Source organism: Chryseobacterium sp. StRB126 (assembly GCF_000829375.1).
GTDB lineage: Bacteria > Bacteroidota > Bacteroidia > Flavobacteriales > Weeksellaceae > Chryseobacterium.
Genome location: NZ_AP014624.1, coordinates 2,972,055 through 2,989,385 on the forward strand (window position 1 = coordinate 2,972,055; position 17,331 = coordinate 2,989,385).

At 34.4% G+C, this 17,331-nt stretch carries 15 protein-coding genes; 10 read left to right on the forward strand and 5 right to left on the reverse strand.

The features are described from left to right. Positions 1 to 58 precede the first annotated feature (58 nt). Together CHSO_RS13450 and CHSO_RS13455 are read left to right on the forward strand one after the other, a co-directional pair. Positions 59 to 1,867, forward strand: coding sequence for a hypothetical protein (locus CHSO_RS13450; protein WP_045496777.1), 1,809 nt, complete (start codon positions 59 to 61; stop codon positions 1,865 to 1,867). Between the two features lie 152 nt (positions 1,868 to 2,019). Further along, positions 2,020 to 2,964, forward strand: coding sequence for an aldo/keto reductase (locus CHSO_RS13455; RefSeq protein WP_045502547.1), 945 nt, complete (start codon positions 2,020 to 2,022; stop codon positions 2,962 to 2,964). A 378-nt stretch (positions 2,965 to 3,342) separates the two neighbouring features. Here the strand turns inward: CHSO_RS13455 and CHSO_RS13460 are convergent, their stop codons facing one another. Further along, entirely contained in the window at positions 3,343 to 5,190 is a 1,848-nt protein-coding gene (locus CHSO_RS13460) for a chloride channel protein (RefSeq protein ID WP_045496779.1), read from the reverse strand. Positions 5,191 to 5,768: 578 nt separating this feature from the next. Here CHSO_RS13460 and CHSO_RS13465 point away from each other — a divergent pair. The 6 genes from CHSO_RS13465 to CHSO_RS13490 all read left to right on the forward strand — a co-directional run bounded on the left by CHSO_RS13465 (position 5,769) and on the right by CHSO_RS13490 (position 13,258). Continuing rightward, positions 5,769 to 6,443, forward strand: a complete 675-nt coding sequence (locus CHSO_RS13465) for a response regulator transcription factor (RefSeq protein ID WP_045496782.1) — start codon at positions 5,769 to 5,771, stop codon at positions 6,441 to 6,443. Positions 6,444 to 6,520: 77 nt separating this feature from the next. Next, positions 6,521 to 7,807, forward strand: a complete 1,287-nt coding sequence (locus tag CHSO_RS13470; RefSeq protein ID WP_045496785.1) for a sensor histidine kinase — start codon at positions 6,521 to 6,523, stop codon at positions 7,805 to 7,807. Positions 7,808 to 7,909: 102 nt separating this feature from the next. Further along, positions 7,910 to 8,944, forward strand: coding sequence for a sulfite exporter TauE/SafE family protein (locus tag CHSO_RS13475; protein ID WP_045496789.1), 1,035 nt, complete (start codon positions 7,910 to 7,912; stop codon positions 8,942 to 8,944). 267 nt (positions 8,945 to 9,211) lie between these two features. Then, complete coding sequence (locus CHSO_RS13480; protein ID WP_045496792.1) at positions 9,212 to 9,955, forward strand: membrane protein; 744 nt, start codon at positions 9,212 to 9,214, stop codon at positions 9,953 to 9,955. Between the two features lie 46 nt (positions 9,956 to 10,001). Further along, positions 10,002 to 12,419, forward strand: a complete 2,418-nt coding sequence (locus CHSO_RS13485) for a TonB-dependent receptor domain-containing protein (protein ID WP_045496795.1) — start codon at positions 10,002 to 10,004, stop codon at positions 12,417 to 12,419. Positions 12,420 to 12,454: 35 nt separating this feature from the next. Next, entirely contained in the window at positions 12,455 to 13,258 is an 804-nt protein-coding gene (locus CHSO_RS13490; protein WP_045496798.1) for a phosphatase PAP2 family protein, read from the forward strand. Between the two features lie 77 nt (positions 13,259 to 13,335). Here CHSO_RS13490 and CHSO_RS26430 read toward each other — a convergent pair whose 3' ends face one another. From CHSO_RS26430 to CHSO_RS13505, 4 genes are all read right to left on the reverse strand, one after another. Then, the gene (locus tag CHSO_RS26430) at positions 13,336 to 13,458 is read right to left on the reverse strand and encodes a hypothetical protein (protein ID WP_262483750.1); all 123 of its coding nucleotides are present in this window, start codon (positions 13,456 to 13,458) and stop codon (positions 13,336 to 13,338) included. A gap of 134 nt (positions 13,459 to 13,592) precedes the next feature. Further along, entirely contained in the window at positions 13,593 to 14,288 is a 696-nt protein-coding gene (locus tag CHSO_RS13495) for a leucine-rich repeat domain-containing protein (RefSeq protein ID WP_045496801.1), read from the reverse strand. Between the two features lie 118 nt (positions 14,289 to 14,406). After that, positions 14,407 to 14,922: a hypothetical protein gene (locus CHSO_RS13500; RefSeq protein ID WP_045496804.1), complete on the reverse strand. Its 516-nt coding sequence runs from the start codon at positions 14,920 to 14,922 to the stop codon at positions 14,407 to 14,409. A 165-nt stretch (positions 14,923 to 15,087) separates the two neighbouring features. After that, the gene (locus CHSO_RS13505) at positions 15,088 to 15,708 is read right to left on the reverse strand and encodes a hypothetical protein (protein WP_045496807.1); all 621 of its coding nucleotides are present in this window, start codon (positions 15,706 to 15,708) and stop codon (positions 15,088 to 15,090) included. A 69-nt stretch (positions 15,709 to 15,777) separates the two neighbouring features. On the opposite strand from CHSO_RS13505, the gene CHSO_RS13510 reads away from it, so the two are divergent. Both CHSO_RS13510 and CHSO_RS13515 read left to right on the forward strand, forming a co-directional pair. Next, positions 15,778 to 16,284, forward strand: a complete 507-nt coding sequence (locus CHSO_RS13510; RefSeq protein WP_045496810.1) for a hypothetical protein — start codon at positions 15,778 to 15,780, stop codon at positions 16,282 to 16,284. Positions 16,285 to 16,597: 313 nt separating this feature from the next. Continuing rightward, positions 16,598 to 16,867 (forward strand): hypothetical protein, encoded by a 270-nt coding sequence (locus CHSO_RS13515; RefSeq protein ID WP_045496813.1) that lies wholly within the window; start codon positions 16,598 to 16,600, stop codon positions 16,865 to 16,867. The last annotated feature ends 464 nt before the right edge of the window (positions 16,868 to 17,331 follow it).

The window sequence follows — 17,331 nt, forward strand, 5'->3', positions numbered from 1 at the left end:
GTGAATTAGTTGAAAGAATTTTTAGTTGCATTAAGTAAAGAATTTTTATTGAAACATAATGACAACTAAACCGTTACACAATTTCCATATTCCCGTGATGGGATTGGCTTATACCATAGACAGCCCAATCCGCGTAGCACAATATGGAATTTCTTCTGTGATTTCCATCATTGATGATGAGATTCTGGAAAAAATGAAAAACTTTTACAACCAAAAGTTTAATCTTAATTATTCAGGAATCTCAACAAAAACAGAGGATTACAGAGCCAAAAGAATTACTGCTTATCTGGACATGGTAGATGATATCGTGAATGAAAAATTTGAATCTTTCAAACAGGAAATCAGTAAGAATAAAGAAGCTTTGAAAGACTTTGTGGCCATGCTGCCTAATACTTCGGATCTGAAAAATAGCCTTCAAAATCTTATTGCTCAAAAAGATAACTGGAGTGACAGCATTAAAAACTTCATAGAAACCAACCTGCTTCCGGGAAGTATTGATGTCAATATCATGACAAAAGTTGATAAAGACAACTATAAAAATAATGAGCAGCTTCCTGCCATGTACAATGACGCTCACGCTTCTCTCCGTGGATTTGCCAACAGTAAGCTATCCTCTTCAATGGTTCTTTCGGCAGGAATGAATCCCCGTCTGTACAGTTATATGGAGGAATTTGATGATTTCTTTCCTGATGAAAACGGATATCTGAAAAAGAAAATCATTCTTAAAGTGAGTGATTTCCGTTCTGCCATGATTCAGGGGAATTTTCTGGCTAAAAAAGGGTTGTGGGTATCAGAGTACAGAATAGAATCCGGACTGAATTGTGGTGGTCATGCATTTGCCACAGAAGGAATGCTTTTAGGTCCTATCATGGAAGAATTCAGACATAAAAAGAATGATCTGATACAGTCTGCACATGCCTTAATGAACAATGCTTTAGAGCAGAAAGGAAAATCTGTTCTGTCTCAGCCATTAGAAATGAAAATTACCGTACAGGGCGGAGTAGGTACTTCTGAAGAGCATGATTTTCTATTAAAGACTTATAATGTAGACAGTGTAGGATGGGGATCTCCCTTTTTATTAGTGCCTGAAGCCACTTCCGTAGATGCTGATACCCGAGATCTACTCTTAAAAGCTAAAGAAAAAGACTTTTATTTAAGTCAGATTTCTCCTTTGGGAGTGCCTTTCAATACCATAAAAGGGACTTCTAATGAACTATTGAAGCATCAAAAAGAAGCCAGAGGAAGATATGGAAGTTCATGTCCAAAGAAACTATTAGCATTAAGCAAAGAATATTCCCCGGAAGGAACTTGTACAGCTTCCAGAAAATACCAGGACATTAAACTGAATGAACTTTATACTCAACAAGAAGTACTCTCTACAGAAGAGTTTGATAAGAAAAAAGCTGCAATTACAGATAAAGCTTGTCTTTGCGTTGGATTGGTCAATTCTGCTTATATGGAACAGGGAATAGAGATCAAAGGAGAAAAACAAGGTGTTGTTATCTGTCCAGGGCCGAATATTGCATTTTTTGACAGGGAAGTTACCCTTTCGGAAATGGTAAATCATATTTATGGCAATACCAACATTCTGCCGGATAACCGCCGTCCTAATATGTTTATCAATGAGTTGAAAATGTATATTGATTATCTGAAAAAAGAATTAGCAGACTCAACCCGGCAGATTACTCATTCCCAAACAAAAAAATGGAATGTCTTCAGAAAAAATATGCTGGAAGGAATAGAGTATTACCATCAGTTATTTAATACATCTTCGTTTTTCAAACAGGGATTACAAAGGATTAATCATCAGTTACAGGAATATAAACTAATGCTGAACAATATTGACATCCCTCAGGTTGAAAAGTAATAGATTTTATCGCATTTTTTACACACTGTTGGTAAATAAACGAGCAATCATCGGCTTTTTCATTTATAATAACTATAGAACGTATGGGTATTTTGAATAGCCCTACAGCACAATATTCCTTACCTTAGATGTCACTTAGTAAAATTATTTTTATGGAAAAAAGAAAGATCAAAAACACTGATTTGGAAGTGGCTCCTATTAATTTCGGAGGAAATGTTTTTGGATGGACACTGGATGAAAAGCAGTCATTCGATATCCTGGATCAGTTTACAGAAGCCGGATTCAATTTTATAGATACAGCAGACACCTATTCATGGTGGGTAAACGGAAGAGGTGGACAATCTGAAGAGATCATCGGAAAATGGATGAAAAGCCGTAATAACCGTAAGGATATTGTTCTGGCAACCAAAGTAGGCTCTCAAACAAAAGAACATGGGTATGATATCAGTAAAAAACATATTCTGAAATCAGTGGATGAATCTCTGCAAAGGCTTCAGACCGATCGTATCGACCTTTATTATACGCATTTTGACGATAATACTACTCCTGTAGAGGAAACATTATCAGCATATGACGAGATTATTAAAGCCGGAAAAGTACGTTATATTGCTGCATCCAATCTTTCTCCTGAACGTTTAAAAGAATCCCTTGAAGTTTCTGAAAAGAACAACCTGCCTAAATATGTTGCCTTACAGCCCCATTATAATTTATTGGAAAGAGAAGGTTTTGAAAAAAACTATGCTCCTTTGGTAGAACAGTTTGATCTGAGTGTATTTCCATACTGGTCTCTGGCAGCAGGATTTTTAACCGGAAAATACCGTGATGAAGCTGATTTAGCCAAAAGTGCAAGAGGAGAAGGTGTGAGAAAATATTTAAATCCTAAGGGTCTGGAAGTTTTAAAGGCATTAGATCAGGTGAGTGAAAAACACCATAGCAATCAGGGAACAGTTGCTTTAGCTTGGTTATTATCCAATCCGTTGGTTACTGCTCCGATCGTGAGTGCGACAAGTTCTTCACAGCTTGAAACATTGTTCAATGCCCCTAAACTTATTTTAGATCAGGAAGACATTGACTTACTTAATAGAGTAAGTCATTAATTTCAATCCTCATTATTAGATTAATAAAACCGTTCAATACTAGATTGAACGGTTTTTTTGATCTTAATCTTCTTGTAAAAAAAGAAGAGTTTGAATTCTACGGAATGACAAAGACTATGCAAAATGATATCTATTTCTATTTGTCATTCCGTAGAAATCTCAGTCCATTTTTTAGTAACAATTACATTTATTTTTTTGAAAACACTTAAGTTATTTTAAGTGACTACTAACTATTTGAAAAGAACACTTAAGTCTATTGAAAATCATAGTTGTTCAATTTTCTGGAATATCACAATTGAAAAACGCGATATTCCCCTCTTCCGGAGAGGGGGTGAAAATTCAAAGAATTTTTGATGGGGTGGTCATAATATGATCTCATTAATCTGAATAATCCTTCAACAACTGTCTGTAACTCATCAGGATGGAAGACTTGGAGATAAACCCTATAAAAACATTGTTTTCACTTACAACAGGAAGATTCCACACTCCGGTATCATCGAAGGTTTGAAGGATATCCAATGGTTTATTTTCCGGATGAAGTATGGATTGCGGAGCTTTCATAATCTGACCTACCGTTTGCAACGGATCAATTTCCTTGTTAAAAAGATAAGGTCTTATATCATCAAGGGTTAGGACTCCTTTTAATGTTCTGGTATCATCAACTACAGCAAAAATATTTTTGTCCCCATTCTTTACCAGTTCAAAAAGATCTGTAATAGAGGCATTTTCCTGAATAGTCTGCGAATATTTATCGATAAAATCATCCGTTCTTAAAGCAAAAAGAAGGTTTTTATCATGTTTGTTGGTGAATATTTTTCCTTCATCTGCAAGAGACTTTAATTCCGGAGAGATCGGAGAGAACCATTTGGCAATAAGGTAAGACATAATGGAAACAATCATTAGCGGAATAAACAGATCATACCCAAAACTTGATTCTGCAATCAGGAATATAGCCGTTAGCGGAGCATACATAACGCCACTCATTGCTCCAGCCATTCCTACCAGTACAAGATTCGTTACCGGAACGTCTGTAAACCCGATATGCTGACAAACCAAGGCAAATAAATATCCTACAGTTCCGCCTGCAAAAAGAGAAGGAGCAAAATTACCTCCGTTTCCACCACTGAATATGGTAAATGAAGTCGCAAAAGCTTTTAATAATAAGACAAGAACTAAAAATATAATAATCGTCCAATCTCCAATTTCAAAATACCTGAAAAAGCTGTTTTCAATAATAGAATGGGTGTTCCCGTTCGTGAAAGCTTTTACGGTTTCATATCCTTCTCCGAATAAAGGGGGAAAGAGAACACAAAGCAAGGAAAGTACGGCCCCTCCAAACATTGCTTTACGCATTTTTGAAAGTTGGAGTCCTTTTATAAAATGCTCTACCTTTTGAGAAATAATGACAAAATATCTGGCATATAATCCCGTTACTACTCCTAAAATCAGGTAATAAGGTACATTTTTATAGTTGAAAGCTTCTCTGGTGTAAAACCTGAAAAGAACATCTTCCTGAAGCAATATTCTGGACAGAAGACTTCCACAAACCGCTGCAACCACCAATGGAATAAAATCTGTAAAAACCACTCCGGTTAACAGAATTTCAAAAGCAAACATAATTCCTGCAATAGGAGCATTGAAAGCTGATGCAATTCCGGCAGTAGCTCCTGCAGCCAGTAATAATGTACGTTCTTTATAATTAAGCCTATATGTTTGTGCAAAATTTGATCCTATGGCTGCTCCTGTAACAGCAATAGGACTTTCCAATCCTGCGGATCCTCCCAACCCAACGGTAACCGCACTCTGTATCACCTGAGAATACATTTTTACAGAAGCCACAATACTTGAGTTCTGGGCAATTTCATACAAAATAGCACCAATCCCTTTTCGATCCTGTCCTTTAAATAACGTTAGTACGATCAACGTAGTCAGAACAATTCCTAAAAAAGGAAAAACAATATAAAATAAGATCTGATATTCGAAATGGACTTTATTGGTAATGAAATAATGGATATTGTGTACCAGCGTTTTTAGGATTACCCCAGCCAATCCAGCCGTACAACCCACAAGGATTCCGGAAAGCACAAGAAACTGATTTCTGCTCAATCTATTGTTCAGCCAATGCAGAATAAGCTCATAACTGCGGGCTTTTTCCAGTCCGTATTTCTGGAAATCTCTTTTAAATTTTAGAAAGCTTAGGTACTTTTTTTTGTTGTGAATTTTCACCTGAGAAGAATTTTAATGCAGGTCTCAATTTGAAACAGCTCTGTAAATTTATGAAATATATGATAAAACTTTCCCAAAAGATCCTTTTAAGGTTTTTCAGAAATCAAAGGAAAGGTAATGTTTTGGATATTAAATCTTATACTTACCCATAAAAAACAGCTGTAATACTGCCATTTGTATAAGCTTTCATAAAACTTTAGAAGGCATTAAAAATTAGCCTTCTGATCTCTTAAAAAGTAAAATTCTTTTTCGTCAATTTATTAATGAACGTCTGAACATTGAAATCATGATTGAATACAGATAAACTTCAGACGCAAAAGTTATTTTTTTAAACCGCTTTATTTTAGTTAAACAAAGGAAGCGACTTTGTCGCTGAAGAAGCATTGTGGATATGCATCCGTTTAGAAAGAATCAATGAAATTGATTCCATCTTAGCTTCCTTAATTATGCATAATCTTTCATAAAAACTTTGCGTCTATAAAATTCAAAATACCTTATCTCCTCAATTTTTAATTCCGTTCTTACATTATTTCCTAAATATTCAAAATTTCTTCAAAATTTAATAATAGATTTATTGCATGAAAATTCTAATTGTTGAAGACGAAGCAGAACTTGCCAAAAGTATTTCCGAATATTTATCTGAGGAAAATTACCTGTGTGAGAACGCTGCCACTTTCAGTGAAGCCATGAATAAAATAGAGACGTTCGAATATGACTGCATTTTATTGGACATTATGCTTCCTGACGGAAATGGTCTTAAGATTCTGGAGGAACTAAAAAAACAGAACAAACAGGATGGTGTTATTATCATTTCTGCTAAAAATGCCCTGGATGACAAGATTGAAGGCCTGAAGTTGGGAGCAGATGACTATCTTACCAAACCTTTTCACCTTTCTGAACTCATGGCGAGGGTGTATTCTATTATCCGAAGAAAGCAATTCAGCAGTTCCAATGTGGTAAAACAAAATGAGCTTCAGATTGATCTTCTGGCGAAAACCGTTGCCGTAAATAACGAATCAATTTCTCTTACCAAGAAGGAATTTGATCTTCTGATTTACTTTATAGGAAACAAAAACAAGGTAATTTCTAAAAGTACACTGGCAGAACATCTTTCCGGAGATTTCGCAGATATGCTTGATAATCATGATTTTGTGTATGCTCATGTTAAAAACCTTAAAAAGAAGCTGTATGATGCTGGTTGTGAGCATTATCTTAAAACCGTGTATGGAACGGGGTATAAGTGGGAAGCTTAGCTGGCGGTGCGAGATACGAGATACGGGTTGTAGCCAAATAAATATTAAATTGTAAAATATAAAAAACACCAATTAATTTGAAGCCTCTTTTAAGTAAAACCACCAAGCCTTTTATCATCTACGTACTTATTGTCCTTGCAGTAAGTATTCCTGTATATTATCTTGTAGTGGATACCATCTGGCAAAACGAATTGGATGAGCATAATCAAATTGTTGTAGAGAAAACGGCTTATGAATTCAATCAACTAAAGCTTCCTGATTCGGAGCTTGAAAAAAGTCTTGAGCTCTGGAATCATATCCAGCCTGAAACCAGTATTGAAAAAATTTCAGCAGATCGTATAAAAGGAGATAAGATGTACACTACAGAAAAACATCTTCCGTTTATCTCTGAACAAAAAAAAGAACGTTACAGATCCCTTGAAAAAGTAATTTATATTCAGGGGAAGCCTTATCTTTTTACGATACAAACCAATATTGAAGAATCTCATGAAACCATCGCCTTTATTGCGATGATTACAACATTTTTCTTCATCATGATTGTTATTGGGCTTTTATATTTAAACAGAAGACTTTCTAAATCAATCTGGAAGCCCTTCCGGGATACCTTAGATCAATTGAAAACGTTTAATCTGAACAGCCAAAACAGAATTGATTTTCCTCCATCCGATACTGCCGAGTTTGAAGAGCTCAATCAGTCACTCAGCAAACTGATAGATCGTAATATATCCGTTTATAAAACCCAAAAGGAGTTTACGGAGAATGCTTCTCATGAATTACAGACTCCATTAGCCATCATCAAAAACAAACTTGATCTTTTGTTACAGGATCGGGATCTTACTGAAAAGCAGTACCGAATCGTTGAAGATATGAATAAAGCTCTTACGAGAAGTTCAAGGATCAATAAAAATCTCTTACTGCTTGCTAAAATAGATAATCATCAGTTTGATAATTCTGAAACCATTTCGTTTGATCAGATGCTTAATCAAAGTATTGATATTCTGGAGGAGCATTTTGAACAAAAAAATATTGAAGTTGAGAAAAATATCATGCCTGATATTAAGGTAAATGGCAACAGTAGTCTGACAGAGATTATGATTAATAACCTTATCCTCAATGCAATTCGCCACACAGCTCCTAATGGTACCATTTCAATCCAGTTAACCGGTTCTGTTTTTCAAGTTTCCAATTCAGGAACTCAGCAACTGGATGGAGAATTATTATTTAAAAGATTTTCAAAATTATCTGCAGACAGTAATGGAAGCGGGCTAGGACTGTCTATCATACAGGAAATCTGTAAATTTCATCATTGGACAATCAGCTACCAATTTGAAAATGGACATCATATTTTTTCTATAAGATTATAGTTTTCTTAACATCTTGAATCCAAAAATTCAAAATTAATTCTAAATCGGATGGCAACTTTGTACTGAAAATATTAGGTACTGAAGTGTAAATTTTATTTAGAAATGATTTTAAAAATTGCCCTTTTATTCGCAGGAACCATCCTTGCATTCTGGATCAGCGCTATTTGTGGCGGTGGTGCAAGTCTTATTTTGATTCCGATCCTGAATCTTTTGCTTCCTACTTCACTGGTTCCATTTTCTTTAACGATCGGAACCTTTACAAGTTCAGCCTCCCGTATAGCAGTATTTAAGCAACACATCAACTGGAAAATCTTCTTATGGTTTGTTCCGTTTTCGATTCCTGCTGTTTTGCTGGGTGCTTATCTAATTAAATATGTAAACCCGAATTATCTGCAATTGATGATTGCTTTCTTTCTGATTGCCAATCTTCCACAGCTTTTTACTTCCAAAAATAAGGCTGAAGAAACTGAAAAGGAATATCCAAAATCAGCATTGGCGCTTATTGGCTTTTCTGCAGGGTTTATTTCAGGAATTACAGGTGCTGTAGGGTTGCTTTTTAACCGTTTTTATCTGAAATTCGGACTTAAAAAAGAAGAAATTGTAGCAACCCGTGCTGCCAACGAGGTATTTCTTCATCTTATTAAGCTTATCATTTATATCTCGTTAGGATTATATTCCAACACTGCTCTTTGGTTGGGAATTGCCATTGCAGTCGCGGCTATTGTCTCTTCTTACACTGTGAAATATATTCTTCCGCATCTGAGTGAAAACCTGTTTAAAAAGATAGGGTATAGCGCTATGGTTATTTCCGGGATTACATTAATGACAAGTACGTCAGGAAAGATCATACAACAAGACCAGGTTGTTATCAATTCTTCATCTACGGCACATAAAAAGGTCTATACTATGACCTGGAGAGATACTCGTGTAGCATTAGAATACAAAGCTAAAGAGGGAATAGAGATTGAAAAAAGTGTACATCCCGAAGAACTATCCGGGCACCTGAAGGACAAGTATCATACACTTATGGAACATTATGATGAAGTTCAGATTGAAAAAGTGTATGTGTTGGGAAAGAAGATATCCCATGAGTTTTATTGCTATAAAGACAATGTGCTTACCAAATTTAAAGCTTGATAATTTTAAATAAGGCTGGAAAACGCAAAGACTTAAAGTCATTTTGATTATGCAGGTTTAATCGCCACAAATTCACTAATAAAATCATTTGTGCATTCGTAGCAAAAGAGAATAAGGAGTAAAAAAGTGTATCACTGTTGAAAATCTTTGATTTTCTTGCGCCTTTAAAACAATCTATACATTGAAAAAAATTGTGCCTTAGCGTTTTCCAACAACAAAATATTGTATTTCCCTTCAAAGATTTTAACTCAATAAAAAATAAACAAAATGAGAACGGCAAACAAAGTAGCAGCAGTCACTATCCTTTTCTGGCTCATGAAAATTGTAGCCACCACATTAGGAGAAACCTTAGGAGATTTTATTTCCATGACCCTCAATTTGGGGTATACCAAAGGGATTCTCATTACCTTATTCTTTTTCATTCTTATATTATCCATACAGCTTGGCGTTAAAAAATATATTCCGGCTGTCTATTGGATGGTCATTATCGGGACCACAACCCTTGGTACGGAGATCTCTGATTTTATAGACAGAACATTGAAAGCAGGGTATTTAATAGGGAGTCTGATTCTTCTTTTTGGACTTTTGACATCTCTGTTTCTATGGTACAAAAAATATGGTAACCTTGAAGTCTATCCCATCATGGAGCGAAATAAAGAATTTTATTATTGGACTGCTATTTTATTTTCCAACAGCTTAGGGACTGCATTCGGGGATTTTCTGAGCGATAATCTGGGATTAGGATATATGACCGGAGCTTGTATTACCGGACTTATTATTCTTGTGGTGGTTATGCTTCATTACTTCACAAAAATCAATCATGTTGTCTTGTTCTGGATTGCATTTGTATTTACGAGACCATTTGGAGCTACATTCGGAGATCTCTTAACCAAACCTCTTGCAAAGGGTGGTCTTGATTTGGGGACCATCAATGCGTCTCTCGTATCTCTGGTCTTGATGGTTCTGATGGTCATTATTTCACAGAAAAAGCATAATAAGGAATTGTCCTGACCATTTTTAGTTTAAAAATATTTTAAAAGATAGTAAAAATTATATCATGAATAAAACGAGACTTTTACTTTTTCCGACGTTTGCTATTTCTTCCATGATTACCGCACAAATTGCTTCGGTTACTGTTTCCGGAAAGGCAACCAATAACGATAAAGCAGCATTACCTTATGCTAGTATCGTTTTAAAAAAGGAAAAAGACAGTGCATTTGTTGCCGGAACTATTACCAATGAGGAAGGGCGATTTTCTATCACAGGAATTAAACCGGATCATTATCTTATGGAGACTTCTATTACGGGGTACAATAGACAGATTCTTCCGGTATTTATAGGAAGTCTTTCCGAGTTTTTGGAAATTCCTCTTATTGAACTGGAAAGAAAAAAAGAACAGGAAACCAAGATTGAAGAAGTAATTCTCTCCGGAACTAAAAAGAATGAAATCAATAACCAGCTTGATAAAAAAATCTATTCCGTAGCAGATAACATCAGCCAAAGTGGAGGATCGGTATTACAGAGTATGCAGAATCTTCCGGGGATAACCGTACAGGATGGTAAGGTACAGCTCAGAGGAAATGACAAAGTAACGGTTCTGATTGATGGAAAACAAACGGCACTTACAGGATTTGGAAGTCAGACAGGGTTGGACAATATTCCCTCTTCAGCCATTGATAAAATTGAGATCATCAACAATCCTTCGTCGAAGTATGATGCCAATGGAAATGCTGGAATCATCAATATCATCATGAAAAAGAATAAGCAGAACGGCTGGAATGGTAAGGTAGGATTCACAACAGGATTGGGGTCTCTTTGGGTGAGAAAGGAAAATCTTCCAACCATTCGTCCACAGTATACACTCACTCCAAAAATAAATCCGTCACTATCTGTTAACTATAGAAAGAATAAAGTCAATCTGTTTTTACAGGCGGATAATTTATATACTGAGACACTTAATAAAAATGAATTTGTAACGCGAACTTATGATGATGGAACTATTATCAATTCACAGCTTAAAAGAAACAGAAATACCAATTTCTTCACCACAAAAGCAGGAATGGATTGGAATATTGATGCCCAGAATACTTTAACCATCTCAGGAATGTTTGGAAGTGAGAAAATTATTGACCGTGGCGACCAGCCTTTCTTTAATGGAGACTTATCTCAACGCCTGCGTTTATGGCAGTTTCTTGAGGATGAATTGAAAACTACAGTAATGGGAACCGCTTCCTATCAGCATAAGTTCAAGGAAGCAGGACACTTGTTAAATGTAGGATTCAACTACACATTCCATAGAGAGGATGAAAAATACTTCTATGATAATTACCTGCCTTCTTCTACAGGAACGGATGCTTTTAAGTTATTATCTGATGAACAGGTCTACGATTTCAATATCGATTATATAAAACCACTTAGATACGGAAGATTGGAAACAGGGATCAAGCTTAGGAGCAGAAGCATTCCTACCAATATGAATTTTATTCCGGGAGCAAATTCAGTATTGGATGTTTCTGCAGGAGGAAAGGCAGATTATAAGGAATTCATTCCGGCTGTATACGGAAACTATGTTCTTGAAAATGAAAAATGGGAAGCAGAATTGGGATTAAGATTAGAGTATGTAAGAATTGAATACGATGTAAATCCCAATCATCCTACTTATAAAAGTGACGGTTATAATTATACACAGCCATTTCCTAATTTCAGGCTGGCTTATAAGCTTAATGACCGTAATAAGTTTTCTATTTTTTATAACAGAAGGGTAGACCGCCCTAATGAGGTAGATATCAGAATCTTCCCTAAATATGATGATGCAGAAATTATCAAGGTAGGAAACCCTGCATTAAGGCCTCAATTTACCAACTCTATTGAGCTTGGATACAAGTATAACTGGGACAACGGCTATCTGTACTCTGCATTATATCATCGTTTTGCCAATGGAACCATTACAAGAATTTCCAGTATTGTTCCAGGAAGTACTCTTATTTATGCCATATTTCAGAATGCAGGAAGAAGTTATAATACAGGATTGGAAGCAATATGGAACCAAAAAATTTCGGATGTATATTCCTTTAATGTGAATGGAAACCTATATCGAAATCAAATTGATGCATTTTCTGTACAAAATCTTTACCCTACACCCAATGTATTTTCTGCAGATCAGCAAACTGTTGTTTCAGGAAATATAAAATGGAATAATATATTTCATTTCGCCAAAGGATTGAGTGCACAGCTTACGGCTGTCTATCTGGCTCCGGATATTATTCCTCAGGGAAGAATACAATCCAGATTCTCAATGGATATAGGATTGAAAAAAGCCATTCAGAAAGGGAAAGGCGAACTGTTTTTAAATGCCTCTGATCTGCTTAACACCATGGTCATTAAGAAAAATATTCAGGGAATGGGATTCTCTTATACAAGCAACGATTATTACGAAACTCAGGTGGTAAGACTCGGATACAGCTATAAATTTTAATTAACAACTGGAATACTATACATATCAGCATCATTATGAAAAGATACTTTCCAAAACCATTACTCTATTTGTTGATCTTCATCTCATTCTTTCAGAAGATGAATGCTCAGAATAGTGTTGATACGGTTGCTGTTCGGGAATCTGTATCAGACAGTATTTCCAATATCCAGCCAACCAAGCTTAATTATAAAAGCCTTATTATTCCTGCAGCATTCATTTCCTATGGAGTAGTAGGTCTCTCTTCAAGCAAACTCAAACAACTGAATTTTTCTACCCGAACAGAGATCAATGAGCACCAGCCAACACAGATGAATCTGGATAACTATACCCAATATGCTCCTGCATTGATGGTATATGGATTGAATGCCATTGGAATAAAAGGAAAACACAATCTGAGAGACCGTACTATTATCTATGCCTCTTCACAACTGATTTCGGCAGCCTTCACAATGCCTTTAAAATACCTTGTCAAAGAGGAAAGGCCTGATCAGTCGAATACACTTTCATTTCCATCCGGACATTCCACTACTGCATTTTCCTCCGCACAGTTTATGTTCAGGGAATATAAGGATACTAATTTCTGGCTCAGTCTTTCAGGATATCCATTCGCTATTTTTACAGGAGTATACCGAATGCTGAATGACAAGCATTGGCTGGGAGATGTAGTTGCAGGTGCAGGTTTCGGTATTCTTTCCACAGAACTGGCCTATTGGCTCTTCCCAAAAATAGATACTATGCTGCGTGGAAAGAACAAAACTAAAAATGTAACCAGCTCCACAATGGTAATGCCTTTTTATCAGAATAAAACAATAGGAATAGGATTGGTTAAGAATTTTTAAATGTAATTATTCAGAATGATTTTATTGATATAAAGAGAGCACCGCTCCATTGAACGGTATTCTCTTTTTTCTATCGACTATAGGTTTTCCTTATAGAAAGGAATCAATTTATCTAATGCTATTTTTACAGGTTCTGGCTGATTGTACAGTTCTGCTGCTACGTCCCAATTAAGATTTTTGAATGTTACTGACTGAATCATAATGTTTATTTTTAGTGATTAACTACTGTACTTATTTTATGATTAAAGTACTGAATGCTTAGAAAAATGTAAAAACGGGTTAAGCCCCGGATGAATAAAGGATTTCTATATGCTGGGTTTGCCTGTAACTGCGTTTATTTAACGGTAATAATAGGTGCACGCTTCGTTGCTTCCTGATCAGTCGCTTTAATAAGTTTTACGGAATCTTCTATGTAGAATGTTTTCAGGGTTTTGTTATTCGAAATATCCAGTTCCTTTATTGATGTTCCCAGTAGATACAATTGTACGAGCTCTTTATTTTTTGATAGATTTAGGTTGACAAGTGGTTTACACCCGTCAAGATTAAGGGTGTGAAGTGCTGGAAATTTCCTAGTATCGAAGTCGGTAAATAGATTATCCTGCAAATAGATATGTTTTATATTTTGTGAGTTTAACTGTATTTTGGTTAATCCTAATCTGAAAGCATAAATACTTTTCAAATTTACCAATTCTTTTAAGTCCAGTGTTCCAATTTTATTGTTGTCGCCTATATAAAGATTTTCAAGTTTGGTAAGTTTGTTTATAAGAGTGAAATCTGAAATATTATTCTTTCGCAGATTAAGTTCTGTCACATTCTGAAAGTGCTCAAGACCACTTAAATCGGAAATATTCTTTTCATCCAGTTTCAGTTTTGTTACAGTATTAATTTCCGAAAACTCAAGTTTTTCGTTGTGGTTTTGATCGAATTGTTGTAATAAAGCCGTTTTGAGGTTGCTGTCTTTAATAACGATTTCTTGCGCAGTGATGTTGATGGATAATATAACTGCAAGGGTGGATATAATTTTAGTCATTTAATTGCTGATAATCTTTTTTTCTAATAGTTTCTTTTTATTCATTTTGATTTTTTTACTTACAAAATGAGGTTATCTCATTGTAAAGACAGCCTCGTCAGAACTTATTTATAAAGTACTATTCATCCTTTTCTTTCGGAACAATTTCTCCTGTTTCAGTAATAATATACTTTTCATAAAAACTTTCAACGGTTTCAGGCTTTCCGGTAAAGGGGTTTCTTCCGTATCTTAATACATATTCATCTGCATTGGCAGGCTCGCCCATATTACCCATAAAACGTGGGGTTGGGTCTGCTTCATACTTATCCCACCATTCTTTTTCTTTTCTTTTTTCCTCGTCAGACATTAAAGCTCGCCTTTTGGCTTTTTCTTCTTCAAATATTTTTGAGTTGAAACGGGCAATTTGTCCTTTGTGATCTTCTGATAACGAGTCATATATCGCTCCTCCTATTTCTCCCTCTTTTTGATACAGAATGACTTTTTGCAATAAAACATCGTCAAAGATTTCTGGTAAATTGTTAAAATCTACATAAGGTAGTTTAGCATTCCTTTCTTTTCTATATTTTTTAGCTTCTTCAGACTGTTTGAAAATATTATACTCTTCTTGCTGATGTGGTTTGAGAATGGTAAACACTTCATTAAAAATAGAATTGTTTAAATCTTCTATATTTAAAAGTAACTTTAAATTAAACTCAGGCGATATAGTTAAAGTAATCTGTTGCGAAAATCATATTTTTTTGAGTGTAGATTTAATATATTAATTTACTAAAGGATATGTTCTTTAAGCTTCAATTTAAAATTATTGTGCTTCTGAAATCATTTTTTCTATTAACTTCCAATCTACATTTTCATCAAAATGATCCCAATCTAAAATTTGGTTTGGTCTGCTGTCAGGGAGTAAAGGAGATACATAAAATATACATCGGTAAGCTGTTTCCCTAATACTAATTTCAGTGTTTTTATTTTCGAGAATTGAATAAAGTGTTTTCATAACTGATGCATTATTCTGTTTACGATATGTGTTTGCCCAACTTATCAGGGCATCTGATCTTACGTCGTCATCTTTATCGTAAGAAAACATTTCCCATGCTTTATCTCTAAATTCTTCCATTCCCCAATAAAAGCATAAAACTCTGATGGATGCACTGCGTGCTTGTTCGCTAGGATTGTCACATATTTTTACAATGATATTTTTTAACTGATTTTTTTCCTGAGGTGTCCAAGGATATTTTTTTCCGCAATCTATTAGCAAATCATATAATTTGTTTCCGTCTGATTCATTTTCAAGTAATTGCTGCATTTTTTCTATATTCATAATATTTGTAGTTAATTTTTTATAGTTTCCTGACTGTACCAACTTAGCTGATATTTTTGCTACAGCCACTGCATCTAAAATAGAACCTACAACAGAAATGACCACCCCAACAGCGCTCGGTAATATATAAATTATAATATTGAAGTAAAAGTTAAATTTGTAAAATAAAGAAATATGATATCCGTAAAAATATTAAAAATAGAAAATGTTGAACCAGTAGGGGTAGATAATTTGGATGAATTTATTCAAGGATTAAATAATGTTTTGGGACATCCAATAGAAACTATAAATAAAGTAGATCCTAATTTTGATGGATATTATTTATTGCCAATGGGTTTTACAATTCCGGAAGATGGAAATGGCTCTGTAAAAGAAAATATTAATGAAAAAGTTTTTTTGTTGAGTGTAATTAATAGTAATATTCCAAGAATACTGGAAGAATGCAGACCAGCGGGATTAACGAATTGGGCTCTTTTTTTTAGAGCTGGAACAGCAGTAATAGGTAAAACAGAAGTGATTGATAAAGTATCAACTCGAGAAGAAGATGAAAATATATGGTATGAAGATTTAGGATATGATCAGTATATACCCATATTGCAAGATGGCACATATGAAACTGTTGCAAAATCTATTTTAAGTTATTTACAAGCTTATGATGACTATATAAATAAGTGTGTGTAGATAGTATCACTGCCGCACGATATATCGTGCGGTTTTTATTTTCAATCATCTCAAAAAGTTAAAAGATTCTAAAGATATTGAGGAAAAGATTCAGAAATATATTTTAGCAAACAAAAAAGCAAAACAATTAATTGCGAATTCACAATTAGAAAAGGATTTAACCCCAGGTAATTTACTAAATTTGGCAGGAAACCGGAGGTAAATGGAGGGAGATTTTCCAATAAAAGGACAGGAATCTTTAACTCCAAAGAGTAATGATAGAACTCAGGTGCATTAGAATATAAAAACACCTAAAAATATAATTTACTTAAAAATGAATAAAGAAAAATTTATATCCAAAATTCAATCTGGCCAGGCATGCCACTATATTTACGATGAGAATGAACAAAATGAAAATACAGGCATAGTAAAGGTATGGTTATATAATGATGAGATTATTTTAACTTGGGAAGAATGTCCAAAAGGCTTGCAATATGATGAATCTTCATATTCAAAAGATGAAGTACATAATTTTAGTTCTTTTGAGGAGCTGGATAATTTTTTTAATGACAATAGTATTTTCTACATAAATTTCAAATCTTAATTTAAATTACTTTCACTTTAATCAAAATGATTTTTTTATTTGATATGACCGTAATTAACAATTGTGATTTACAAACTAAAATATTTTATGGTAGTATCATAATTTGGCATTAATGGACTAAAAATAATATTTTACATTAAATGATACTAAAATATTAAGTCGAATCCGCTGCACGATACTATTGTAGGATTGCTTTGGCAGATTATAAGATGTAATATAAATAATACTATTCATAGGTCTACAGAGATTGATATTTTTACTCATAAAGAATATATTGAGGTGACATCTTCAGACTTTGCACTTAAGTCAGGCTCAAGCCCCAATAATAGAACTCAGTTTGAAAAGTATCATTGGCTCTATATACGATAAAATCATACAATTGGAGCTCAAATATAATATTAAAACTATGAAAAATTATAAAAAAGAGTTTAATTATATCTTATATTATTCAGATAGTACAAATG